This is a genomic window from Cupriavidus basilensis, assembly GCF_029335485.1.
GTDB classification, from domain to species: Bacteria; Pseudomonadota; Gammaproteobacteria; order Burkholderiales; family Burkholderiaceae; genus Cupriavidus; species Cupriavidus basilensis_E.
Map to the genome: position 1 here is coordinate 1 of NZ_JARJLM010000099.1, position 24,151 is coordinate 24,151.

Annotated in this window: 20 protein-coding genes; 8 read left to right on the forward strand and 12 right to left on the reverse strand. The window is 65.8% G+C overall.

The window, feature by feature from the left end; genetic code table 11:
• Positions 1 to 9 precede the first annotated feature (9 nt).
• The 6 genes from P3W85_RS05820 to P3W85_RS05845 all read left to right on the forward strand — a co-directional run bounded on the left by P3W85_RS05820 (position 10) and on the right by P3W85_RS05845 (position 8,954).
• Positions 10 to 357 (forward strand): DMT family protein, encoded by a 348-nt coding sequence (locus P3W85_RS05820; protein ID WP_017230128.1) that lies wholly within the window; start codon positions 10 to 12, stop codon positions 355 to 357.
• A gap of 9 nt (positions 358 to 366) precedes the next feature.
• Positions 367 to 1,824, forward strand: coding sequence for a TolC family protein (locus P3W85_RS05825; RefSeq protein ID WP_276264073.1), 1,458 nt, complete (start codon positions 367 to 369; stop codon positions 1,822 to 1,824).
• A 33-nt stretch (positions 1,825 to 1,857) separates the two neighbouring features.
• Positions 1,858 to 3,069 carry an efflux RND transporter periplasmic adaptor subunit gene (locus P3W85_RS05830; protein WP_276264074.1) on the forward strand — a complete coding sequence of 404 codons (1,212 nt, stop codon included), beginning with the start codon at positions 1,858 to 1,860 and terminating at the stop codon, positions 3,067 to 3,069.
• Positions 3,066 to 6,122, forward strand: coding sequence for an efflux RND transporter permease subunit (locus P3W85_RS05835; protein WP_276264075.1), 3,057 nt, complete (start codon positions 3,066 to 3,068; stop codon positions 6,120 to 6,122). The genes P3W85_RS05830 and P3W85_RS05835 overlap by 4 nt, the downstream gene beginning before the upstream one ends.
• Positions 6,123 to 6,996: 874 nt before the next feature.
• Positions 6,997 to 7,878, forward strand: a complete 882-nt coding sequence (locus P3W85_RS05840; protein WP_017228247.1) for a Bug family tripartite tricarboxylate transporter substrate binding protein — start codon at positions 6,997 to 6,999, stop codon at positions 7,876 to 7,878.
• Between the two features lie 113 nt (positions 7,879 to 7,991).
• A complete protein-coding gene (locus P3W85_RS05845; RefSeq protein ID WP_017228248.1) occupies positions 7,992 to 8,954 on the forward strand; it encodes a tripartite tricarboxylate transporter substrate binding protein in 963 nt (320 codons plus the stop codon).
• Positions 8,955 to 9,398: 444 nt separating this feature from the next.
• On the opposite strand, the gene P3W85_RS05850 is transcribed toward P3W85_RS05845, so the two are convergent.
• The 3 genes from P3W85_RS05850 to P3W85_RS05860 all read right to left on the reverse strand — a co-directional run bounded on the left by P3W85_RS05850 (position 9,399) and on the right by P3W85_RS05860 (position 11,844).
• A complete protein-coding gene (locus P3W85_RS05850; protein WP_276264076.1) occupies positions 9,399 to 10,655 on the reverse strand; it encodes an anion transporter in 1,257 nt (418 codons plus the stop codon).
• Positions 10,652 to 10,903 carry a hypothetical protein gene (locus tag P3W85_RS05855; RefSeq protein ID WP_276264077.1) on the reverse strand — a complete coding sequence of 84 codons (252 nt, stop codon included), beginning with the start codon at positions 10,901 to 10,903 and terminating at the stop codon, positions 10,652 to 10,654. Before P3W85_RS05855 ends, P3W85_RS05850 begins: the two co-directional genes overlap by 4 nt.
• Positions 10,904 to 11,232: 329 nt before the next feature.
• The gene (locus P3W85_RS05860) at positions 11,233 to 11,844 is read right to left on the reverse strand and encodes an ATP-dependent Clp protease proteolytic subunit (RefSeq protein WP_430869501.1); all 612 of its coding nucleotides are present in this window, start codon (positions 11,842 to 11,844) and stop codon (positions 11,233 to 11,235) included.
• Between the two features lie 84 nt (positions 11,845 to 11,928).
• Between P3W85_RS05860 and P3W85_RS05865 the strand changes: the two genes are divergently transcribed.
• Positions 11,929 to 12,714 carry a sigma-70 family RNA polymerase sigma factor gene (locus P3W85_RS05865; protein ID WP_276264078.1) on the forward strand — a complete coding sequence of 262 codons (786 nt, stop codon included), beginning with the start codon at positions 11,929 to 11,931 and terminating at the stop codon, positions 12,712 to 12,714.
• Between the two features lie 416 nt (positions 12,715 to 13,130).
• Positions 13,131 to 13,448 (forward strand): hypothetical protein, encoded by a 318-nt coding sequence (locus tag P3W85_RS05870; RefSeq protein ID WP_276264079.1) that lies wholly within the window; start codon positions 13,131 to 13,133, stop codon positions 13,446 to 13,448.
• 62 nt (positions 13,449 to 13,510) lie between these two features.
• Here the strand turns inward: P3W85_RS05870 and P3W85_RS05875 are convergent, their stop codons facing one another.
• The 9 genes from P3W85_RS05875 to P3W85_RS05915 form a co-directional block, all read right to left on the reverse strand.
• Entirely contained in the window at positions 13,511 to 15,772 is a 2,262-nt protein-coding gene (locus P3W85_RS05875; RefSeq protein WP_276264080.1) for a xanthine dehydrogenase family protein molybdopterin-binding subunit, read from the reverse strand.
• Positions 15,769 to 16,266, reverse strand: a complete 498-nt coding sequence (locus P3W85_RS05880) for a (2Fe-2S)-binding protein (RefSeq protein ID WP_276264081.1) — start codon at positions 16,264 to 16,266, stop codon at positions 15,769 to 15,771. The genes P3W85_RS05875 and P3W85_RS05880 overlap by 4 nt, the downstream gene beginning before the upstream one ends.
• Positions 16,263 to 17,543, reverse strand: a complete 1,281-nt coding sequence (locus P3W85_RS05885) for a c-type cytochrome (RefSeq protein ID WP_276264082.1) — start codon at positions 17,541 to 17,543, stop codon at positions 16,263 to 16,265. Before P3W85_RS05885 ends, P3W85_RS05880 begins: the two co-directional genes overlap by 4 nt.
• 217 nt (positions 17,544 to 17,760) lie before the next feature.
• Entirely contained in the window at positions 17,761 to 18,993 is a 1,233-nt protein-coding gene (locus P3W85_RS05890) for an MFS transporter (RefSeq protein ID WP_276264083.1), read from the reverse strand.
• A gap of 121 nt (positions 18,994 to 19,114) precedes the next feature.
• Positions 19,115 to 20,227: an alkene reductase gene (locus P3W85_RS05895; RefSeq protein WP_276264084.1), complete on the reverse strand. Its 1,113-nt coding sequence runs from the start codon at positions 20,225 to 20,227 to the stop codon at positions 19,115 to 19,117.
• 178 nt (positions 20,228 to 20,405) lie between these two features.
• The gene (locus P3W85_RS05900; RefSeq protein ID WP_276264085.1) at positions 20,406 to 21,329 is read right to left on the reverse strand and encodes a LysR family transcriptional regulator; all 924 of its coding nucleotides are present in this window, start codon (positions 21,327 to 21,329) and stop codon (positions 20,406 to 20,408) included.
• Between the two features lie 46 nt (positions 21,330 to 21,375).
• Entirely contained in the window at positions 21,376 to 22,050 is a 675-nt protein-coding gene (locus P3W85_RS05905; RefSeq protein ID WP_276264086.1) for a TetR/AcrR family transcriptional regulator, read from the reverse strand.
• Between the two features lie 121 nt (positions 22,051 to 22,171).
• Positions 22,172 to 23,821, reverse strand: coding sequence for a cation/acetate symporter ActP (gene actP / locus P3W85_RS05910; protein WP_276264087.1), 1,650 nt, complete (start codon positions 23,819 to 23,821; stop codon positions 22,172 to 22,174).
• Positions 23,818 to 24,151 (reverse strand): DUF485 domain-containing protein (locus P3W85_RS05915; protein ID WP_276264088.1); only part of this gene is annotated, 334 nt, incomplete at its 5' end. The genes P3W85_RS05915 and actP, both read right to left, overlap by 4 nt.

Here is a 24,151-nt window from a genome sequence, read left to right on the forward strand (position 1 = left end):
ATCTTCCCGATGCCTCCCAAGCTCTTGCCCATCGCCTTGCTTCTCGTATCCAACGCCTTCATGACGGTGGCCTGGTATGGCCACCTGAAGTTCGGCGACCGTCCGCTTTACCTGGTGGTCCTGGTGAGTTGGCTGATCGCCCTGGCCGAGTACTGCTTCGCGGTCCCCGCCAACAGGATCGGTCATTCCATCTACAGCGCGGCCGAGCTCAAGACGATGCAGGAAGTCATCACGCTGGTTGTCTTTGCCGTTTTTTCCGTCGTCTATCTCGGCGAGCGGCTCACGCTCAACCATCTGGTGGGCTTCGGCTTCATCTGCCTGGGTGCCTTCTTTGTGTTCAAAGGCCCTTTGAACTAGGAAACGATGATGGCGACGCGCTACATGCATGGACTGCCCTCTGCCGCGCAGGCTCCCGGGGCTCGCGTCCTCCTGCAGGCGGCGCTTGGCATCACGTTCTGCGCCGCGCTGGGTACGGTGCATGCGGGAAGCGAGGGCATGCCCGCGTCATTCCAGCCCGCACCCACGCCGGGAGCACCCTGGGGCATCGGCATGCCCGCGCCCAGTCCCCATGCGCCAGGCGCGCCTGTGCTGCCGCAGGGGCCGCAAACGCTGGCCACACTCAGCGTTCATGCGCTCATGAACCATCCCGCCACCCGCGCCGCCTGGGCCGGCGCGCTGGCGGACCTTGCCGCGGTTGAGGCCGCCCGCGCATTGTTCGCCCCCGTCGTAGATCTCAAGGCGCCCCTGTCCATCTCGCGCGATCCGGGCGCTGCCGACCCATCCGTCACGCGCAGCCTGTCGGCCACGCTGGGCCTCAGCTGGGTTCTGTTCGATTCGGGCAGCCGTGCCGCGGGCCTGGAGTCAGCACGATGGCAGGCCGCGGCCAGCCAACTCGCGTACAACCGCGAGTTGCAGCGGGTGGTGAGCACGGTGGAACAGGCCGGCTACGCCTACCTGGGTGCCCGGCAATTGACGGTCGCGTTGCAGAGCAGCGTGGACGCCGCACAGGCCAGCCTGAGCGTGGTGCAAGCGCGCCGGCGGTCGGGCCTTGCCACCGTGGGAGAGTCCGCACAGGCCGAGGCCGCGCTGGCCGATGCGCAGGTCCAGCTCATCCAGGCGCAAGCACAGGCACGCAGCGCGGCGGGAAGCCTTGCGCAGGCGGTGGGTATCCCGGTCGGCATCCCGATTGATCTGATCGACGACGTCGACGGTCCTTCGTCCCAGGCAGATGCCGCGCCCCTGGCTGACGTCGACCGGTTGATGACGAGGGCGCGCCGGTCGCGAAGCGACCTCGGGGCGCTTGACGCGCAGGTCCTGCAAGGCCAGGCCCGGGTCGCAGCGGCGCAGGCGGCCGGCCGGCCAAGCCTGTCGCTCGGGGTCCAGGCGGCCCGACAGTGGAGCCATCCCTCCAGCGCCCGCAGCACGCAGCAGATCAGCCTCACGCTCAGCGTCCCGCTCTTCGACGGCGGCCTCGTCCGGGCCCAGACCGCGGCGGCGCGCGCGCAACTGGAGCGGCTGGTCGCCCTGCGAGAGGAGCAGGCGCAAGCCATCGACCTGGAGGTCTGGCAGAGCTTCCAGGAGGCCGATAGCGCCGGCGCGGTCATCACCGGCGCCCGCAGCGTGCTGCAAAGCGCGGCTGTGGCGGAGTCCGCCGCGCGCGAGCGCTATCGCGCAGGCGTGGGCAGCTTGCTCGAACTCATCGTGGCCCAGCGCACCAGCGCCCAGGCGCGCGTCGGTCTCGTGCAAGCCCGCTACGCAGCCCGGCTCGCGGTGGCAAAGCTGGGCTACGTGGTCGGCGTTGCCAGCGTTTCGGCCTTGCGCTGAATTTCCCAACGATCTTTCCCAAAAAAAGCCGCCATGACCGACAAGCCGATCGCAGAGACCGAGCCGCCCGACACTGCGCAGGGCCGGCGCACCTTTATCACCGCAGCGTTCCTGGCGTTGGTGTGTCTCGGCCTCGCCGTCGCCGCGGGGCTTTTCTTCAGGCCGGCCGCCAAACCAGCTCCCGCCGCGCCGCTGGCCGTGCAGGTTATCGCGGCTGCCGTTGCGCCAACACCAGTAGTGTTGCAGGCCGTGGGCAAAGTGACCGCGCAGGCATCGGTCGAGGTGCGGCCGCAAACGTCCGGCGTGCTGCGAAAGGTGTGGATCTCGGAGGGGCAGCGGGTCGTCGCGGGCCAGCGCCTGTTCGAACTCGACGCGCAGCCGTTGAAGGCCACGCTGGCCCAGGCCCAGGCGCAATACGCCCGCGATCTGGCCCTGGCCGACGACGCCGCCGCCGCGCAGGCGCGCCTCGAACCCCTCGCCAACCAGGAGTTCGTGACCGCGCGCGAGTACGAGTCGGCTGTCAGCAGCCAGCGGACTCTGCGTGCCGCCGCTGCGGCAACGCGCACGCAGATCGAACAGGCTCGGATCGCCCTGGGCTACGCGAACATCACGACGCCGATCGCAGGCCGTGCCGGCGCCGTGTTGGTCAAGCCGGGCAACCTCGTTTCGTCCGGCAACGGCACAGCGCTTGTCGTCATCAATGCCCTTAGTCCCGTCGATATTGCCTTCTCGTTGCCCCAGGACGATGCGCGGCGCCTGCGGCAAGCCATGAAGGCGGGCGACCTGGACGTTGAAGCGCGTGACAGCCGCACGCAGGCGCTGCGCGCCAAAGGCCGTCTCGTGTTCTTCGACAACGCGCTGAACGACGCTTCCGGGACCATCCTGCTCAAGGCAAGGTTTGCCAATGCCGACGAAGCCCTGTGGCCCGGCGAGTTCCATGCCGTGCGCATCGTGCTCGGCATGCAGGATGACGCGGTGCTGATTCCCGAACGGGCGCTGCAGCAGGGCCAAGCAGGCGCGTACGTCTATGTGGTGGATGGCAACAAGGCACGCATCCGGCAACTCAAGGTGGACCGCGTGCTGGACGGACAGGCGGTGATTGCCAGCGGGCTGCGCGGCGGGGAGATGGTGGTCCTTGCCGTGCCCGCGAGCCTTCGCGATGGCACCGCGGTCACGCCGCAGCGTGCCGCCTCACAGGCGACAGCAGCGGTCGCAACAGTGGCATCCGTGCCCACCACGCCATGAACTTCACCGCCGTCTTCATCCGCCGGCCGGTGCTGACCACCGTCCTCATGGCGGCGCTCGTCGTCTTCGGCGCCTTCTCGTTCTTCAGGCTGCCGGTGAATGAGTTGCCAAACGTCGAGTTCCCGACGATCAGCGTCGAGATCAGCCTGGCGGGCGCCAGCCCGGACACGATGGCCAACTCGGTTGCCACGCCACTGGAACGCAGCTTCGGCGCCATCCAGGGCCTGGATTCCATGTCGTCGACAAGCAGCACCGGCAGCACCCGGATCGTGCTGCAGTTCAAGCTCGACCGCAGCGTCGACGCGGCGGCCCAGGACGTGCAGGGCGCACTGGCGCAAGCCGCGCGTCAGCTGCCGCCGGGGATCGACGCGCCGCAAATCCGCAAGGCCAATCCCAGCGACGCGCCAATCATGCACCTGGCGCTCAGTTCGAAGACGATCGGCATGGCGCAGCTCAACCAGTTCGCCAAGGACCGGGTGGCGCTGCGCCTGCAGACGGTGAGCGGCGTCGGGCAGATCGACATCAACGGTGCGCAGCGTTACGCCGTTCGCCTGTACGTGGATCCGCAGGCGCTGGCCGCGCGAAAGCTGGGTTTCGACCAGTTGACGGCAGCGCTGCAGGCCGGCAACAGCAACCAGCCCACCGGTACCCTGGACGGGGCCGCACGGACCTATACGGTGCGCGCCGATGGCCAGTTGCAGGACGCCGCTGCGTTTGACCGGCTCGTGCTCGCTTGGCGGGACGGGCAGCCCGTGCGGCTGGCGGACGTCGGCCGCGCAGAGGACAGCGTGGAGAACCTCAAGACCTCCGCATTCGTCAACGACCAGCGGGCCATCGAGATCAACCTGAAGCGCCAGCCGGGTGCCAACACCGTCGCCGTCACGCGCGAGGCGAAGAAAGTCGTCGAGGAAATACGCGCCAGCCTGCCAGGCGACGCGCGCCTGGACGTCCTGTACGACCGCGGTGACTACATCCAGCACAGCGTGAGCGACGTCGAGTTCACGCTGGTCATCTCGCTGGTTCTGGTCGTGGCCGTGATCATGTTGTTCCTGCGCAATCTTTCGGCCACGCTGATCGTCGCGCTGGTCCTGCCGACGTCGCTGGTCGGCACCTTCGGCGTGATGGACCTGCTCGGTTTCAGCTTGAACAATGTGTCGCTCCTGGCGCTCACGCTGGCGGTTGGCCTGGTCGTTGACGATGCGATCGTAGTACTGGAGAACATCGTGCGCCACCTCGAGGCGGGCATGACGCGGGAGGAAGCCGCTTTCAAGGGCGCGCAGGAAATCGGCTTCACCATCGTCTCCATCACGCTTTCGCTGGCGGCAGTGTTTCTGCCTATCGTGTTCATGGGTGGCATTGTCGGCCGGCTGTTCTCCGAATTCGGCGTCACGATGGCGGTTTCCGTCCTGCTCTCCGGCCTGGTGTCGCTCAGCCTCACGCCCATGCTGGCCAGCCGCTTCATGGGCACGGCCAAAAGCGACCGGTTCATCTTCCGCTGGTTCGAGTCCGGTTTTGGCCGGCTGCAGCATGGCTACCGCCACAGCCTGGCATGGGCGATGTCTCACGGCCTGCTCGTCCTGGCCACTTCGCTGGCCGTGGTCATCGGCACCTGCGCCGCCTACGTCGCGGTCAACAAGGGATTCATCCCCAAGGTGGACTCCGGAAAAATTGACGGCAATACGCGAATGGCCGCCGGCACACCCTATGCGGATTTTCTGGCGCAGCAGCAGCGCGTGGCCACCATCGTCCGGCAGAACCCGAACGTGGCCGCGGTCATGTCCGTCGTCGGCAGCAACGGGGCGGTGGGCGCGAGCGGACGGTTACTCATCGGCCTCAAACCGCTGGGTGAACGAAAGGACTCGGCCGATGAAGTCATCCAGCAGGTGCGACAAAAAGCGCAGGCGGTACGCGGCATGGAGTTGCTGCTACGCAATCCGCCGGCCATCGAGATCGGCCCGGGGTCGAGCACGGCGTTGCAGTACGTGCTGCAGTCAGCCGACTCGGCGGCGTTGTACGCGGCATCGGACAGGTTCATGCAAACGCTTGCGAACCTGCCGCAGCTGCAGGATGTGAATACCGACCTACAGCTGCGCAACCCCGAAATTCGCGTGGACATGCTGCGCGACCAAGCCGCAGCCTTGGGCATTTCGCCTGCGCAGGTGCAAGACACCCTCCAAAGCGCCTACGGAGGCCGGAAAGTCGGCACCATTTCCGCCGCGACCGACCAATACCCCGTGATCCTCGAAGTGGAAAAACGCTTCCAGTCGGATGTCAATGCGCTCAATTCGCTGTACCTGACGCAGTCAGGTGCCAGCGTCGGCAATGAGCCGGTGCCGCTCGCGGCCGTGGCACGCATCGGCGCCGGCGTGGGACCGGTGGCGGTTAACCACTATGGCGGTCTGCCCTCGGTCGCGCTGTCTTTCAACACGGCGCCAGGCGTGGCTCTGGGTGAAGCCGCCACCACCGTCAACGAGACGGCGCGCAAAGAATTAGGCGCCCAAGTGAGCGGGCGCTTCACCGGTAGCGCCAGGGCCTTCGAGGATTCGCTGCGCGACCTTCCGGTGCTGCTGCTGGTAACGGTGATATTGATCTATATGATCCTCGCGGTCCTCTACGAGCACTTCATTCACCCCATGACCATCCTGACCGCGTTGCCCATGGCTGTCTTTGGCGCTCTGGTGATGCTATGGGGCACTGGCGAGGAACTGAACCTTTTCAGCTTCGTCGGGTTGATCTTGCTGGTGGGGCTCGTGAAGAAGAACGGAATCATGATGGTTGATTTCGCTCTGGATCTGATGCGCGGGAAAGACAAAGCCAAGGCGGCCGACGCGATGCTGGAGGCCAGCGTCACCCGCTTCCGCCCCATCATGATGACTACGCTGGCAGCGTTGCTCGGCACCATGCCGATCGCTCTGGGCATCGGCGCGGGCGCGGAATCCCGGCGCGCGTTAGGTATTGCGGTTGTGGGAGGGCTGGTGTTCTCGCAGTTATTGACGCTCTACATCACCCCCGTATTCTTCGTCGCGATGGAAAAACTTCTCGCGCGTCGGTGATGACGTCACAAAGGAAACCTGACCTGTGGCTGCAACCATCTTCATCATGACGTGTCGGCGCTTACTCGCTCGGTCATGATCGAATACGAGCGCTGGCGTTACAGGCTGGCGCAATCAAGCTGGGCTTTGTCACCGAGTCGGGAAACCGATAGGCATGCCAATCAAGTCAAGGAACGCACCTGTTGAAGGAGCAGTTCGCAATCACTCGCGAATCGAGGTACTGGGCCATAGCACCAGACTGCAGGCCAGACAAAACAGTGATCGGGACAGCGAAATTCGTCGTTCTGGCGGATCTCCCGATGCCGATCTCGCGATCGATCCCGAGCGCGGCGACAGTGTGGTAGGTGACCGACATCAAGACCTGTGCAACTCGAAACGTGGACGGCTCAGCGGCAAGGTGCTCCCCGACTCCGAAGCCTTGGTAGGAATGTAAGCTTGCACCGTCCGCTGGCTCGGCGCCAGTGAACCCGGGGCATTTCGGGTTCTCCGTGTGCCCGTAAGCATCAAGACGGCCGGCGTCCAGGTTGGCCGCGATGAAATCGGCATGCCCCTGCGCGGCCTTGTCCAGCGCAACGTTCTGTGCCCGCGCGCCGAAGTGTCGGACCGATGCATCGGACGCTCGGGGTATATCCGGATGCCGCATCTCTATACTGCACTGTTATTCTCTGTTCGAATAGTGAACATTGGTTCTGTTGTAGAACATTCTGATGCGGCGCCCGCAATTGGCTGATACAAGGGAAGCCGATGGGGGGCTGACGTCGGTATCAGGGAGACAGTAGTGATGATGATCCGGGCCTTGCGTGCGGTAGCGCTTTGTATTGCGGGCGGTCTTGCCTTGGCCGCACATGGAGCCGATCGATGGCCGGCGCGGCCAGTGAAACTGGTGGTGCCGTTCGCGCCGGCGGGTGGCAACGATGTCTTCGCCCGGTTGATTGCTCAGAAGGTCGGCGAGGGACTGCCGCAGCAGATCGTGGTCGACAACCGGCCGGGAGGCGGGGGCAATATCGGTAGCAAGCAGGTGGCCGCTGCGCCTGCCGATGGCTACACGCTGTTGCTAGGGCACACCGGCACGTTGGCGATCAATCCTGCGCTGTATGCCAACCTCGGCTACGACCCGCAGCGCGATCTAACACCGGTCGCGCTGATCGCGAGTACGCCGCTGGTGCTGGTGGTGAGAGCGGACTCGCCACTGCGGTCTGTTAACGACTTGATTGCCGCCGCAAAGGCGCGGCCGGGCACGCTGAACTATGCATCGAGCGGCAACGGCACCGGTTCGCACCTGACGGCAGTGTTGTTTGGTAGCACCGCCAACGTCAAGCTTGAGCACGTGCCCTACAAGGGAACAGGGCCTGCGCTGACCGACCTGGTCGGCGGCCAAGTCGATCTTACCTTCTGCGTGATTCCGCCCGTGCTGCAGCTCATCCGCTCCGGCAAGCTGCGGGCGCTGGCCGTGACTGGCGCGAAGCGCTCCGTCTTGCTGCCGAACGTGCCGACAGTGGCGCAGGCTGCGTTGCCCGGCTTCGAGAGCACACTCAGCTACGGCATTCTCGCGCCGCGCGGCACGCCGAAGGCGCTAGTAGACGATCTGCATGCGCGGATCGACAAGGTCTTGCGCATGCCCGATGTTGAAGCGCGCCTGCGTGCGGAAGGCGCGGAGCCACTTATTGCGACGCAAGCGGAGTTCAGTGCGTTGATGGCCCGCGAATCGGCAAAGTGGACGCGCGTCATCCAGTCTTCAGGTGTGACCGCAGAGTAGCAACCCATTGTTTTCGTCTGAGAGGCAAGATGTCCCATTTCACGACCATCGTATTTCCTCGCATTGGTTGCCGTGACCGAGCGCTGTGCGAACCCGCTATCCGGCCTCGCACGATGCTGCGTGCATTGTTGGCCGCGGTGGCCCTTGGCACGCCCTTGCTGGCGTCGGCGCAGGCCGTTGGCGGCTTCCCCATCAAGCCGATCCGGCTCGTGGTTCCATACTCAGCCGGAGGCGGTGCGGACAGCGCTGCGCGGATAATTGCTGCGCAGATGACTGTGTCGCTGAAGCAGCAGGTCGTCATCGACAACCGCCCAGGTGCAAGCGGCACCATCGGTGCGGCGGCTGTTGCGCAGGCGCCTGCCGACGGCTACGTGGTCCTGTATGATGCGTCGACGTTTGTCGTCAATCCCGCGCTGCGCAAGTTGCCGTTCGACCCGATGAAGGACTTTATTCCGGTCTCGCTCGCGGTCACCGCGCCGAATATCCTGGTTGTGCCTCCCGGTGCGCCCTACAGGAACGTTGCTGAGTTTCTTGACGCGGCGCGCAAGCGTCCTGGCAGAATCACTTATGCATCCTATGGGCCTGGCAGCCCCGCACACATGGTGGGCGAGCTGCTCAAGAGCCAGGCGAAGGTTGATCTACTGCATGTGCCGTACAAGGGAGGGGCACCGGCTCTGGCCGATGTGATGGGCGGTCAGGTTGACGCCTACTTTGCAAATGCCGCTTCCGGTATCACCTATGTGAAGGGTGGCAAGCTGCGCGCGCTGGCGGTGACGTCGTCCAGGCGGATGCCTGCGCTTCCGGATGTGCCAACATTGGTTGAGAGCGGCCTGGCCGGCTTTGATGTCCTGGAATGGAACGGTTTCTTCGTCCCGAAAGGCACACCGCCGCAGGTCGTCGAGCGGCTGGCCGGAGCGGTCAGTGCCGCGATAAACGATCCGAAGGTCAACGCAAGACTGATCGAGCTTGGTGTTGTCCCCGTTGGGAGCCCACCCGATGCATTCGGCAAGTTCCTGCATACTGAGCTGGCGCGCTGGGCGAAACTGGTGAAAGACAACAGGATCACAGTCGAATGACGGCAGGGTCGTGTCCTGCCGGTCGGATGGCGCTGTTAGCCTGAGATCAAGAAGTTGCGGTGATGGTCGTGCTTGCGCAGGTCTCGCACTTTATCAGGGGATTGCGATTCAATCCAAGAGCTCGGCGACCGATTCAGGCCAAACTTCGCGAAGCGGCAAGCCCAGGCCAACGCCACCTGATGCCATGACCGCGCGCCGGTTCTGAGCCGGCGCGCAGCTCCGCACGCACGTCCACGGAACCTGCCAATCGACCATGATCGCTGCAGCGCGGGCATGCTCGCCCTTAATCGCGAACGGCGAGCAGTTCGGTGTGGTGAATTGACCTCTTACGATTCAATGCTAGGCCAGCACCGGGTCAAGCAACAGCTTTCGGCAAGGGCACATCCGGCGATCAAGGCGCATTGCGCACGCATCCAGCTACGCAAATGACAGCAGGGTCTGCTGCTATCCCCCCGAAGCGCCGAAATGCACGCGAAGGGCCAAGTAGACAGCGGATATCGCCAGGGTCACGAGTGTGACCGGTACACCCACTGTCGCATGGCGACGCCAATCGATTCCGATGTTGCGCCTGGCGGCGGCATCCACGACGATGATGTTCGCGATGCTGCCGACAATGAACAGGTTGCCGGACAGCGAACTGACCAAGGCAAGGAGCGGTCCAGCCATCTCGTGATGCGCCAGCGGCAGTAGCAGCATCACGGCCGGCACATTCGATACGAGGTTCGACAGAGCAAAGGTGGCCCCGAATAGCGGCGCAAGCTGGTCGAGGTGAAGACCGGCAGCGGCGAGGTCGGCGATGACGGCGGCGGTGACGCCGGATTGCTGTAGCGCATGATTGACGACGAAGAGCGCCATGAACAGGATCAGGAGTTCCCAGTCGACGAGGCCAAGCGTCCGCGTGGAATGCATCTTGCGGCTCATCAACAACACGCCCGCGCCGATGAGGGCCACGTGCTCGCGCGGCCAGGGCCCGACAAGGAAGGCCACAAGTAGCACTGCCGCAACTGCGAGGCCCTTGGTAGTCTGCCAGCGGTCCAGCGGCACCTCGTCGGTACGCCGTGCCGCCTCGTCGAACGTGCCCGCAGCGCTTGCGGGCGCCGACCAGCGCCCCTTTACCTGCCAGGTAATCAATGCCCATGTTGCCAACAGGCCAAAGGTGACTGGCACCATCGCCTCGCCAACATAGGCGAAAAACGGCATGTGCAACGTCTGGCCGATCAGCATGTTCTGTGGGTTCCCGATCAATGTGGCGGCGGAGCCAATATTGGAGGCACAGGCAAGCGCCAGCAGATAGGGCATTGGCTCGAGGCGCCGCCGTTGGCAGGCATCGATCAACACTGGGGCGACGGCCAGGCAGACGATATCGTTGCTGAAGATGGCCGACAGCGCCGCGACGCCAAAGATAAGCGCCCCGAGCAGGCCGGGCGGGCTGAATGACAATGAGACGAACCGGTGCGTGACCCAGTCGTAGAAGCCACCCAGGCGCATCTGAGCTGACACCACCATGAAGGAGAACAGCAGGATCACCGTCGGCAGATGGATGGAGCCCGCTGCCTCTTCCAGACCCACGGCATCGACGCTGATCAAGGCAATCGCACCAAGCAGTGCCACTCCCGTCCGGTCCAGTTGCAGGAATGGGAGTCCACCGAGAATCATTCCCAGGTAAACGACGAGAAAGATGGTGACGATGGTGGCAGTCATTTGGTTGCGCGGGTCAGCCCCGTTGGATTGAATTGGAGCGCCAGGGTGGCCGCGCGCGGATCGATGTGGATGACATCGTCGATGCGCATCTGAGGGCGCGGGACGGCGGCGCGTACGCGCTGCGCCACGCCGACCGTGAATCGCAGACACTGCGGGCCGGACAGGGGTCGCCGCAGGTGTATACCGCTCACGCCGATAAAAGTCAAGGTCACGAGGGCGATCTTGCCCGGATGGCGAGCCTCGTTCACCTCGGCGCCGAACTTGCCCGCATTTCTCGGTTGTCTGTCCAGCGCTGTGATGCTGGCTGGCCCGTCGAGATCTTGTCCCCGTCTCGAACGCTGAGCACCGGTGCGCGGCTTGTCTTGATAAGAAAGACCGAACTAAACCGCTGACGCGGTAGGGGTAGTCGACGGCCCGCCGCCGCCGCGGCGCGCAGCGGGTCGGCAAGGAGATCCTCCGGCGCGCCCCCGAGTGCGGAACGCAGGCGGCATCTGATGCCCGTCGCCTAATTTGATTTCATTGTCCCCCATGGCCGAAAGGCCGTGGGGGGTTTTGTTCCCTATACAAGTCGAAGCAACTACCGCAGCTCGATCTTGCGCTGGATGATGCGCGAGACCAGCCCGTAGTCGACCGCCTCTTCGGCCGACAGCCAGCGGTCGCGATCGATGTCGGCCAGAACCGTGTCGATCGGCCTGCCCGTTTCACGCGCGATCTCATGCGCGATGCGCTGGCGGGCCTTGATGATTTCCTGCGCCTGTATCGCGATGTCGGTGGCCTGCCCGCCCGCGCCGCCGCTGGGCTGGTGGATCAGGAAGCGCGTGTTGGGCAGGCACACACGCCGCTCGCTCGGTGCGGCAAGGTAGAGGTGCGTGGCGGCGCTGCCCACCCAGCCAGTGCCGATCATGTTCACCGGCGCGGAGATGAAGCGCACGATGTCATGGATGGCATCGCCCGACTCCAGGTGGCCGCCCGGCGAACTCACGAAGATGTCGATGGGCTTCTCGCCGCTGTCGGCGTCGAGCGCGATAAGCCTGCGTGTCACGTCGGCGGCCACCGCGTCGGTGATGGTGCCGAAGATCAGTAGCGTGCGAGACTTGAATGCCTTCTCCTCCAGGTAGGCGTTGTGTGGCTCGGCGGTGGCAGCGGACTTGCTGTCGTCGTTGGTTTCCATTGAGAACATGGGCAGCATTGAGAAAGCTCCTGTGGGTTGAAATGACTTGACGAACAAGCCCGCGGTTTCGTGACATCGCCCGCCATGTGGCAAACTGTGCCAATGCTCGATGAACACTATCTCTCTCAGTTTCCCGCCCTCCGGGCCCGGCTGGTTCGCATGGCGACGCGCATGCTCGGTGGCCGGGCGGACGCCGAGGACGTGGTGCAGGACACCTACCTGCGCGCACTGGAGGCGGGCGACAAGCCAGAACTCGCTGCGACGCAGGCGTGGCTGACCACGGTGATGCGGAACCTGGCGATCGACCAGTTGCGGCGGGACAACTGGATGCAGCGCTGGCTGTGCAACGCCGAAGCACAGGCCATCGCGACCGAAGCACCGTCGGCCGAGGCCGATGCGGCGCAGGCCGAATCCATCGAACGGGCGCTACGCCTGCTGGCCAGCAGGCTGGCACCGGCCGACGGCGCCGCCGTGCTGCTGCGCGAGGTCTTCGAGGCCAGCTTCAGAGAGATCGCCGAGGGTAGCGGCAAGACCGAGGCCGGTTGCCGGCAGCAGCTGCATCGCGCGCTGTTGCGGCTGCGCCAGGCGCAAGGCGGGCACAGGAGCGCAGAAGAAGCCGAATCGGAAGCAGTCTTCCATCTGTATCGGCAGGCGCTGCGGGACTGCGATCCGCGGGCGCTGTTTGCGATCTTGCGGCAACCGCCAACGCGTGCCCTGGGGGGGCCGGCCTCTGCGGCCGTTCAACCCGAGTCGCAACGCACGACGTGCCAGGTGATGCAGATCGGCGGCCGGCTCGCTCTTGTGCTGGCGCTGGGCGGGAAGGTGTTGTGCGTGCTGCCACTGGGTACGCAGCAGACACATTGCGCATTGGAAGCGGCCCCAGATTAGCTGGCGGCGGCACGATGCAAAGCACGGGCTCGATCATCAAGCGGCACCTCTCGGCCTGAAACCTCACAAGCGTGGGGATTAACGGTGAACCGTCCAGATAATCTATCAGGTAAATTATTTGCCGCTTGGATCACAATTCCCCCAAGACCATGCCGCACAAGTTGTGCCAGCGCCGCAAACAAAAAGAGCCACCGATCTGGTGGCTCCGTTCCCCCGCAAGAACAGTACGAATTCATCTGAAAGACGATCTCCCGGCACGCTAGGGTGCGCATCGAGATATTCTGTCTAAAAGATCACAGCCGGATCTCAGCGGTAGTCAAAAGTAATCGACGCCGCACCTTTGCATTCACATCCTATTCACTACAGGGATCCAGCGGCCGGCGAAGTATGCCGATGAATTGTGTCATTCAGGAGAAATGCTGGTGCGCTATACATTACTTGGATGCGTTGAAAATGTCGTTGGTTGGTCGTTCTACGAATCTGTTTCATTGTTCATTTATGGCCGGGTCGTTATTGGCGATATTTCCTGCTCGATGCGCGCCGATGCCCGTACGAGCCGAGTGCGGCGACGCGGGCAACGTTTGCGCGGCGCCGCGCATGCGCTTCAGATCCGCGCGCTCCGTGCGGCCAGAGGCAATGCGCGCGGTCGCGTGATCGGCCTCGTAGGACAGAGCAACCAGATCCTCTCCGCATGGATCATGCCCGGATCGAGCGCGCCCTTCACCCGGCCATAGAGCCCGTTCCAGGCGATCTGCGTCTGCGGCTATTGGTTGGCCCCGGCATGGCACGCTGCGCGCTACGGCGCGATTTCCCTGCGCAGCCGCTCGCCGCCCAGCGGCATGTCGCGCAGGCGCTTGCCGGTCGCATCGAACAAGGCATTGCCGATGGCGCCGGCGGTGGGCCCCATCGCCGCTTCGGCCACGCCCAGGAACGGCTTGCCCGGGCGGTCGATCAGGTGCACGTTGATGGTGGTGGGCACGGCGGAGAAGCGCATGATCGGGTAGGCACTCCAATCGAAGCTGCCGATGCCGCCGGTGTCGAAGCGCAGCTGCTCGTACAGCGTCCAGCTCGCGGACTGCAGGACGCCGCCCTCGATCTGGTTGCGCACGCCATCCGGATTGACGACCTGCCCGCAATCGACGACCACCTCGGCATGCTCGAGGCGCACCAGGCCCGTGTCGCGCACCACCGAGAGTTCCAGCGCGATCGCCATATAGCTCATCAGGTTCTTGTACTGGGCGAACGCGAAGCCGACGCCGTGGCCTGGCTTGCGGCCGCGCCTGGGCCAGCCGAACTTGGCCGCGGCAAGCTGGATCACATCGCACGCACGCGGGTCTTCCATATGCCGCAGCCGGAACGCCACGGGGTCGGTGTCGGCCGCGGCAGCCAGTTCGTCCATGAAGCTCTCTATCGAGAAGATGTTCATGTGCGCGCCCAGCGAGCGCATCGCCGAGGTGCGCAGTGGCATGGTCGGCGAGAAGTGGTTGACGATGTGCGAGGCCGGGAGCTTGTAGAGCGGAATCGCGTTGCGGTCGCCACCGCCCTCGGGCTGCAGCATCGGGACCGAGGGCGCGGGGGCGAAGGGCCTGGCCAGCAGCGTGGCGGGCAGCAGCCGGCCCGCGTTGACCACGCGCTCGTTATGCGAGCTGCTCCACAGCGCGTAGTCCCAGCCGACGATATGGCCGCCGGCATCGAGCGAGCCCTTGACCTCGGTGACCATGGCCGGCGTGTAGTGGTCCCACAGGTTCTCCTGGTCGCGCATCCACTGCACGCGCACCGGCTGCCCGGGTAGGCCGCGGGCCAGATAGGCTGCGTGCGCCGCGGCGTCGTCGGCGCCGTTGTGTCCATAGCAGCCCGAGCCTTCCCTGTGGATGCAACGCAGCTTGTCCTTGGGCATCGACAGCATCTCGGCCAGACCGTCGCGCAACGGGTAGACGCCCTGGGAGTGGGTCCATACGGTCAGCACGCCGTCCTGCATCAGGGCGACGGCGCACGACGGGCCGATCGACCCGTGCATCAGGTAGTGCTTGGAGAAGGTGGCGGTGAGGGTCTTGACGCCCGGCGTTGTTGCAGCACTGGAGTTAGCGATCTCGATGTGCTGCGTGGAGATCTGCTTGAGCTGCGCGATCACATCGGCCGAGCGGGGCAACGTGCGCCCCGTGCTCCAGCGGCAAGCGGCGCTCAGCGCGCGCTGAGCCAGTACTGCCTGCCACTCGCCCTTGGCTACCACAGCAAGCAGGTTGCCGTCGCGCACGATGGCGATTACGCCGGGCATGGCCTTGACGGCCGCGTCGTCCAAGGCGAGCAGGGCGGCGTCATAGGCCGGCGGAAGCACGGCTCGCGCATGTACCATGCCCGGCATCTCCATGTCCTGGACATAACTTGGCTTGCCAGTGACCTTGCCGGGAATGTCGAGCCGCGGCATCGGCGTGCCGATCACCGAGAACGATTTCGGGTTGCGCAGCGGCGAAGCGGGCGTCGCCGCTCGGTGCAGGTTCAGCGCCGGCAGCAGCTGCCCGAACGACAGCGAGCGCCCGTCGGGCGCGGTGATGCGTGCGTTGCCGACCGACAGCGACGCCGCATCGACACGCAGCTGCCGCGCGGCCGCGTCTGTCAGCAGCGCGCGCACCTGGGCTGCGGCGTTGAGCAGGGCGCTGCCACTGTCAGCCATGGTGTGGCTGCCGGCGGTCAGCCCTTCGTCCGGAGAAGCGCCGGTGTCGGCGGTCAGGAAAGTGATCAGCGCGGGCGCCATCTGCAGCTCTTCGGCCGCCACCTGGAGCAGCGCGGTGCGTACGCCGGTGCCCAGCTCGACCTTGCCGGTGTACACGGTGACCCGGTTGTCGGGGGCGATCTTGATCCAGGCGTCGAGATAGGGGTTGGTCTTCAGGCTGCCCGCCAGCGTCTGGTACTGCCGCGAGACCTGCACTGCCGCGCCCTCGTCGGCTAGCACCGTCTGCGCCATGGCCTTGCGGCCCGGCAGCAGCGTGAAGCCCACCAGCAGCGAGCCCGAAACCAGGAAGGCGCGGCGGCCCGTGTCGACGTCGTCATGGTCGCTCATCGCGCGCCCTCCTTGCTGGTCTCGGCCTTGTCCACTGCGCCGGGTATGCCGGCCACCGAGCGGATCGCTGCGAGGATGCGCATATGCGTGCCGCAGCGGCACAGGTTGGGCTCCATGTGCGCGCGCAGTTCCGCTTCGGTGGGATGCGCATTGGCTTCCAGCAGGGCCTGCGCGCGCATAATCATGCCTGCGATGCAATAGCCGCATTGCGCCGCCTGGTGGTCGATGAATGCCTTCTGCAAGGGGCCCGGCCTGTCGGAGGTGCCCAGGCTCTCGATAGTGCGCACCGGGCGGCTGCCGATCGATGCCACCGGCACCAGGCATGAAAACACTGCCCGGTCGCCGACGATGACGGTGCAGGCGCCGCACTGGCCCAGGCCGCAGCCGAACTTGGCCCCGTGCAGGTGCAGTTCGTCGCGCAGGGCGTAGAGCAGCGGCATCGACGAATCGATGTCCAACTCGTGGCTGGCGCCATTGACGGTGAGCTTGATCATTGCGATTCGTCCCCTTTCCTGAGAGTCGCTATGGTGTCCTGCACCCCGGTCCACGGTGGCTGCCGGGAGTACGTGGCGCGCAGGTAGACTGCCAGGTCGGAGAGCTGCTGGTCGTTGAAGGCCTGCGCGAACGCCGGCATGTAGTGGATGGCGTCCTCGCCGTTCCACGGCACGCCCCGCAGCATCATCTGGATGGCATTGCGCGGCGTAGCGGCGTTGACCGCGGAACTGGTGGCCAGGCTGGGGCGGCCGCCCATGCTTTGCATCGGCGATCCGGTGCCGTGGCAGGAGGCGCATGCCCCGATGAACAACGCCGCGCCGCGCACGATTGCACCCCGATCAGGCAAGGCCGCCGCAACCGGCACCACCGCTGGCGCGGGCGCTGGCTTCTGCAGCGACATCAGATAGGTCGCGATGGCATCGACGTCCGTCTCCGGCACGGTGGCCAGTTCGCTCGTGACTGGCAGCATGGGCCCAGCGGCCGCGCCATGCGCGCCGGAGATGCCGGTGCGCAGGTAGGTGACCAGCTGCGCCTTGGTCCAGGGCACGGGACCGTTGGCAAGGCGGTTCAGTGGCGGCGTCTCCCAATTGTCCACCACGCCGCCGTCGAAGGCGCGGCCCGGCTTTTCCCCGCCGATCGCGTTGAGCGGCGAGTGGCAGGCGGCGCAGTGGCCCAGTCCGTCAACCAGGAGGCGGCCACGGTTCCAGGCTTCGTCCTGGGCGGGATCAGGCTGCGTTTCAGCGGGCCGCAGGAACAGCACGTTCCAGAAGGCCACCAGCGGGCGGAAGTTGAGCGGGAAAATCAACGCGTTCTCGGGCGGCCTGGCGACGACCGGATCGCGGCGCATCAGGTAGGCATAGGCGGCCTCGATGTCGTGGTCCGACATCCTGGTGAAGTGGATGTACGGGAACGCCGGATAGAGCTGGTGGCCGTCGCGCGAGATGCCGTGACGCATGGCGCGCGCGAAGGCGTCAAGCGACCAGTTGCCTATGCCGGTTTCCGGGTCGGGCGTGATGTTGGTAGAGTAGATCGTGCCAAACGGCGTGACGAGCGGCAAGCCGCCGGCATAGGGTTTCCCGCCTTTGGCCGTATGGCACACGGCACAGTCTCCGAGCGCGACAACCCGCGCGCCCTGGAGGGTGCGTTCGCGATCGAACGACGACGGTGCCGGCGTCGAGACCGGCGCAATGGCTGGTTCCCACATGATGTACAGGACGACCAGCAAGGCGGCCAATGCCGCCCCCGCGACAGCGAGGATGAGCGGCCGGCGTGTCATGACAGCCCTGCCGGAAAGAGATGCCAGATCATTGCAAGGCGCCTTTATTGTGAGGGGAAGCGACCGGGCCAGTGCGCCGTGGTTGCCGTGGAGGGTGGACCACACAGGGGCAAGACGCACCGATTCAGAATAGCGAATGGCGTCCATGCCGCCAATTCAGCGGATCGTCTCGGGTGCACCATACCAAGGTATGAAAAGCGGGCCGCCTCGCTGCTAGTCATGGGCGGGCCGGCTGGGGCAGCAGACGCACGCCAAGCGCGGCGAGTGCCGACAGTGCGGACAGGCCTGCCACGCCGGCCCAGCCCACGTGGGCCAGGGCCATGCTGCCGAGCGCAGCACCGACGGCCATGCCGGTGAACATGCTGACGAACAGTACGGCGTTCAGCCGGCTGCGCGCACCGGGGTCAATGCCATAGACGATCGTCTGGTGTGCAATCAGCGTCACTTGCACGCCAAGGTCGAAGCCGATTGCGCTGGCGCCGATCAGCCACAGCTGGGCATGTGACGACAGCAGCGGCGAAATCAGCATGCCCGCGAACGACAGCGCGGTCAGTGCTGCGCCGAGTCGCGTCACCAGTTCAGATCCACGGCGGTCAGCAATCCGGCCGGCAAGCGGTGCGCCAAGTGCGCCCGCCGCACCCGCGAGCCCGAAGGCGCCGGCGGCTTCGCTGCCGAGGTGGAACGGGGCGCCGTGCAGCATCACGGCAAGGGTCGACCAGAAGGCGCTGAATCCCACCGACAGCAGCCCCTGGGCGACAGCAGCGCGGCGCAGCGCACCGTGTTGGCGCCACAGCGTCGCGAGCGAAGCGAGCAGAGCCCGGTACGGCATCGTGGTGGTCGCGGCGAAGCGCGGCAGTCCGCGTGCCGCGACGAGCGCGATTGCCGCGATGCTCGCGGCCGCGATCATGAACATCGTGCGCCAGCCCGCATGCTCGGCGACGAAGCCGCTGATCACCCGCGACAGCAGAATGCCCAGCAGCAGCCCGGTCATCACGGTACCGACGACCTTGCCCCGCTCCGCCGCGGGCGCCAGTGTGGCCGCGGCCGGCACGATGTCCTGCGCCATGGTGGCGGACAGGCCGATCAGCAGGCTGGTGCCGAGCAGCATGCCGATGCCGCTGGAGAGGCCCGCCAGCAGCAGCGCAAGGGCCAGCACGGCGGCCTTGGCCAGAATGATGCGACGGCGGTCGTGCCGGTCGCCCAGCGGGGCAAGCAGCAGGATGCCCATCGCATAGCCCAGCTGCGTCAGCGTGGGAATGAGGCCGATCGCCGAATTCGAAGCACTGAGGTCGCCGGCGATGGTGCCCAGCATTGGCTGGCTGTAGTAGAGGGAGGCTACTGACAGGCCCGCTCCGGAGGCGAGCAGCAGGACAAGCGATGCCGGCAGGGAGGCCGCCGGTGCAGCGGATGCCGATGCGCTGTCGGCCTGATTTGCGCTGAACGAGGTCATAGTGCGTGTTCCTGAGGGGAGTTCATTCCAGCCGGCGGATGCAGCAATGCCGGCATGCGGGTTCGGATCTGGGGGGGGGAGGTGTGCAGGTCCGGATTCGGGACTGCGGTTGGCCCCGTGACTATGCGGCGGCTGTATAGTCGATGTAGCCGCCAGCGCCGCCGCCGAAGAACGAGTTGGTATCGGGCGAGTTCAACGGCAAGCCGTCGCGCAGCCGGGCAGGCAGGTCGGGGTTGGCGATGAACGGCCGGCCGAAGGCGATGATGTCGGCGCGGCCGCTGGCGAGCGCGTGCTCGGCGCTGTCTCGGCCGTAGCCGCCCGCCAGCATCAGCACGCCGCGGTAGGCCGCACGCAATTGCCGGATGATCGCGTCCCAGCGCGGATCGGCATGCGCCTCCCTGACCGTGCCGACCATGGCCGGCTCGACCAGGTGCAGGTAGGCCAGGCCGCGCGTGTCCAGTTGGCCCACGATATGACCGAAGGTATGTTCAGGCGACTCGTCGCCCATGCCCATGAAACGCCCCATTGGGGTCAGCCGTACGGCAACGCGCCCGGGCCCGACCTCATCGGCGATCGCATCTACCACCTCCAGCAGCAGCCGCGCCCGGTTCTCGAAGGTGCCGCCGTAGGCGTCGTCGCGCTGGTTGCTGTTGGAATTGATGAACTGGTCCAGCAGGTAGCCGTTGCCGGCATGGATCTCCACGCCGTCCATGCCCGCGGCGATGGCGTTGCGGGCGGCGCGCCGGTAGTCCTCCACGATCTCGCGAATGCCTTCGAGCGTGAGCGCCTGCGGCACCGGTACATTGCCCCAGACGCCGTTGCCATCTGCATCGATGATGAAGGTCTTGCCGGGGGCGGGCAGTGCGCTGGGCGCCACGGGCAGCGCGCCGCCGGGTTGGAACACGGGGTGTGACACACGGCCTACGTGCCACAGCTGCATGAAGATGACGCCGCCTTGCTCGTGCACGGCATCGCTGACCGCCTGCCAACCCTGGACCTGCGCTTTGCTATGGATGCCCGGTGTCCAGGCATAGCCCTGGCCCTGCTGCGAGATCTGCGTGGCCTCGGAGATGATCAGCGCGGCGCCGGCACGCTGTCGGTAGTACTCGACGTTCATGGCCGTAGGCACGTTGCCGGGCTGGCCAGCGCGCGAGCGCGTCAGCGGCGCCATGGCGACGCGGTGTGGCAGGGTATGGCCGCCGATGCGGATGGGGGTGAAGAGGTGCGGGGTCATGGAGGTGTTCCGTCAGGTGCGATGGGTCGATCGGCGGTGGCCGGCTTGTTTTGCCGCGCTTGCTGTCTCGGAAGAGATGACCTGAAGGTTAGGCGTCCACGCACCGACGGAGAATGGGGCCGCCGCGCAACGTTGCGTTGCGCCGGTGGCAAGGGCAGGGCGCAGCGGGAAGTGCGGATCAGCTGCCTGCTTCGTTCCGGCCCGTGGGACCGGGAATGCGCGAGAGAAAATCGAGGAACGCGGCGATACGCCGCGAGCCGCGCTGGTTGGGCAGGTAGAGCGCGGAGATGGCCGAGCTGGCGCGGTTGGGATTGACGGTCCAGTCGTCCAGGACGGCGGTCAGGCGCCCGCTCTGGACATCGTCGTCGACCAGCCAGTCGGGCAATAGGGCAATGCCGCCGTTGGCCAGCGCCAGTTCGCGCAGCACTTCGGCGTTGTTGCTCTTGAAGGTGCCCGGAACGGGCACCTGGATCTCCTCGGTGCCGCGCAGGAAAGTCCACATCTGCTGGCCCGCGCCGTAGGTGAAGCGCAGGCAGGTGTGCCCGGCCAGCTCCGCCGGCGCGGCCGGGATGCCGCTCTGCAGGAAATAGCCCGGACTTGCCACCACCCGGCGCTGGAATGTGCCGATCTGCCGTGCCACCACTTCGTCGTGCGACGCGGCGCTGCCCAGGCGGATGGATAGATCAATGCGCTCGCCGAGCAGATCGACGATCTCGTCGGTCAGCATTACCTCCAGCTCCAGCTTCGGATACTGCGCGAGCAGACTGCCGAGGAACGGCGCGATGCAGCGGCGCCCGTACGCTACCGGCAGCGACACGCGAAGCTGCCCCACCGGCGTATCGCCGCGGTCGGCTATGAGCGCATCGGCTTCCGCCACCGCGTCCAGGATCTTGCGCGCCCGCTGGTAGTAGGCCGCGCCGGCTTCGGACACCGTGACCTGCCGCGTCGAGCGGTTCAGCAGCACAGTGCCCAGTTCCTCCTCCAGGCTGTCCATCATGCGGGTCACGGACGACGTGGCCAGGTTGACCCGGCGCGCGGCCGAGGAGAACCCCTTGGCGTCGACCGTCTCGACGAACAGCTTCAATGCCAGCAGCTTGTCCATGGGTAAGGCTCCAGCAGTGAGGGCATCGCCCGTCCCGGGCAGGGGTTCAGTGTTCGGACTCGCGCAAGGAACGCATGACGGCGGGCGCGCCGTGCAGGAACATGTCCACCTTGCGGCGGATCACCGCGGCCATGTCGGCGGGCACCTTGAGGCCGTATACCCACTTGCGCACGCCGAGATAGAAAATCGCCGCGTGCAGGCCCCAGATCATCTCGACCTCGGCTTCCAGTTCGGCCGCGTTGCGGGGCTCGGGGATGCCGTACTCGGCGCGCACCTCGGCCAGCACGGGCAGGAAGACCTTGCTGCGCAGCTTGTTGAGGTACTTGTTGTTGATGCCTTCGCGCGTGAGGCCGGCAAAGATGAAGACCCGGATCCATTCCTCGCGCAGGATCACGCAGGCGTAGTCGAGGTAGAACGCATACAGGCGTTCGGTCAGCGGCGTGGCGCGGTCGGCGATCTGGCGCTCCCAGTCGGGCCGCCACTGGAACACCTCGCTGTAGACGCGGTCTATCAGCGCCTCCTTGCTGGCGAAGTAGCGGTACAGCAAGGGTTGCGTGACGCCGATCTGCTTGGCGAGATCGCGCGTGCTGCCGGAAAAACCATTGCGCGTGAAGTGCTCGATGGCCTTCTGCACGATCTGCTGCTCCCGCTCTTCGGGGAGCAGCCGTTTTGCGGTCTTGGCCGGGGCAGGGATCTCCGGCGGCGTTGCGTCTCGTTTCATTCGTTCACCTGTGACAGGCACGTCCCGTGCGGAGCGCTTGCGGCATTGTACCAATCAGGTGATAAATTGTGAGGCGCGGCCGTGCAGCCGGCAGTGCCGCCGGCTGCACAGGGCACGGGACCTACTGCGGCTTGACCAGCCCGAGCTCGCAATCGACCAGCTGATTGTTGAAGGCGCCGCGTTCGCGCGCGCCGCGCGCAGACCGGTCGGTGACGGAGAACACGTAGATACCGGCAAAGGCCACCAGCATGGAGAACAGCGCCGGATACTCGTAGGGGTAGATGGCGCTCGCATGGCCGAGCACCTGCACCCACACGGTCGGGCTCAGCACCGTCAGCACCACGGCGCTCAGCAGCCCGAGAGAGCCCCCCGCCACGGCGCCCCGCGTGGTCAGTCCGCGCCAGTAGATCGACAGCAACAGCACCGGGAAATTGGAGCTGGCGGCGATCGAAAAGGTCAGGCTGACGATAAAGGCAATGGTCTGCTTCTCGAACAGGATGCCCAGCAGGATGGACAGCACGCCCAGCACGAGCGTGGTCATCCGGGAGACACGCATCTCCTCCTTGTCGGTGGCGTTGCCCTGGCGCAGGACCTTGGCATAGAGGTCGTGCGAGATGGCGGAGGAACCTGCCAGCGTCAGGCCCGCGACCACGGCCAGAATGGTCGAGAACGCCACGGCGCAGATGAAGCCGAGGAAGAAGTTGCCGCCGACGGCATGGGCCAGGTGCACGGCCACCATGTTGACGCCGCCGATCACCGCGCCGGAAGGCGTGTGGTAGGCCGGCTCGCGTGCCACCAGCGCGATGGTGCCGAAGCCGATGATGATGATCAGCGCGTAGCCGAGGCCAACGATGCCGGTGGCATACAGGATGCTCTTGCGCGCCGCCTTGACGTCGCCGACGGTGAAGAAGCGCATCAGGATATGCGGCAGGCCAGCGGTGCCGAAGATCAGCGCCAGGCCGAGCGATACCGCCGAGACGGGATCGGAGACCAGGCCGCCCGGACTCATGATGGCCGCGTGCTTGCCGTGGGCATCGATGGCCTGCGCGAACAGCGCATTCAGGCTGAAGCCGAAGCGGCTCATGACCATGAACGCCATGAAAGCGGCGCCCGCGAGCAGCAGCACCGCCTTGATGATCTGGATCCAGGTGGTGGCCAGCATGCCGCCGAAGAACACATAGACCACCATCAGCACGCCGACCAGCACGACTGCGGCGGTGTAGCTGAAGCCGAACAGCAGCTCCACCAGCTTGCCGGCGCCCACCATCTGCGATACCAGGTACAGCAGCACGATGACGATGGAACTGGACGCGGAGAACGCACGGATGGGGCGCTGCTGCAGGCGGTAGGAGACCACGTCCGCCAGCGTGAAGCGGCCCAGGTTGCGCAGCGGCTCGGCGATCAGGAACAGGATGATCGGCCAGCTGGCGAGGAAGCCGATGGAATAGATCAGGCCGTCGTAGCCACTGGTGAAGACCAGTGCGGAGATGCCCAGCAGGGAGGCCGCCGACATGTAGTCGCCGGCAATGGCCCAGCCGTTCTGCAGTGCGGTGATCTTGCCACCCGCGGCATAGTGGTCGGCCACGCTGTGGTTGCTCCTGGCGGCCCAGCGCGTGACCACCAGCGTGGCGGCGACGAACATCAGGAACATCGCGATGGCGATGACATTCATGCCCTGGCCCACCGAGCTTTGTGCCGCGAACGCTGGCAAGGCGGGAAGCAACAGGGCCGCGGCAGTGGCGGAAATGGAGAAAATGGCGGTTCGTTTCATTCTGCTGCCCCTTGCTTGATCTCGCCGATGCGCTGGTCGTACACGGTGTTGGTGCGATGCACGTACACCGCCACCAGCAGGAAAGTCAGCGCGAACATGCCGAAGCCCACGGGAATGCCCACGCTCATGGGCTGGCCCAGGGTCAGTTGGCGGCCCAGCAGCGCGGGCCGGAAGGCAAGCGTGAGGATGTAGCCGAAGTACACCGCCAGCATGATGGCGGTCAGGGCCCACGCGAACCTGCGCCGCGCGCGCACCAGGGACTGGAATGCCGGATCGGCGAGCAGGGGATTCGGTGGGGGCGCTGCGAGCGCGGCGCTTTCGCGGGCGGCA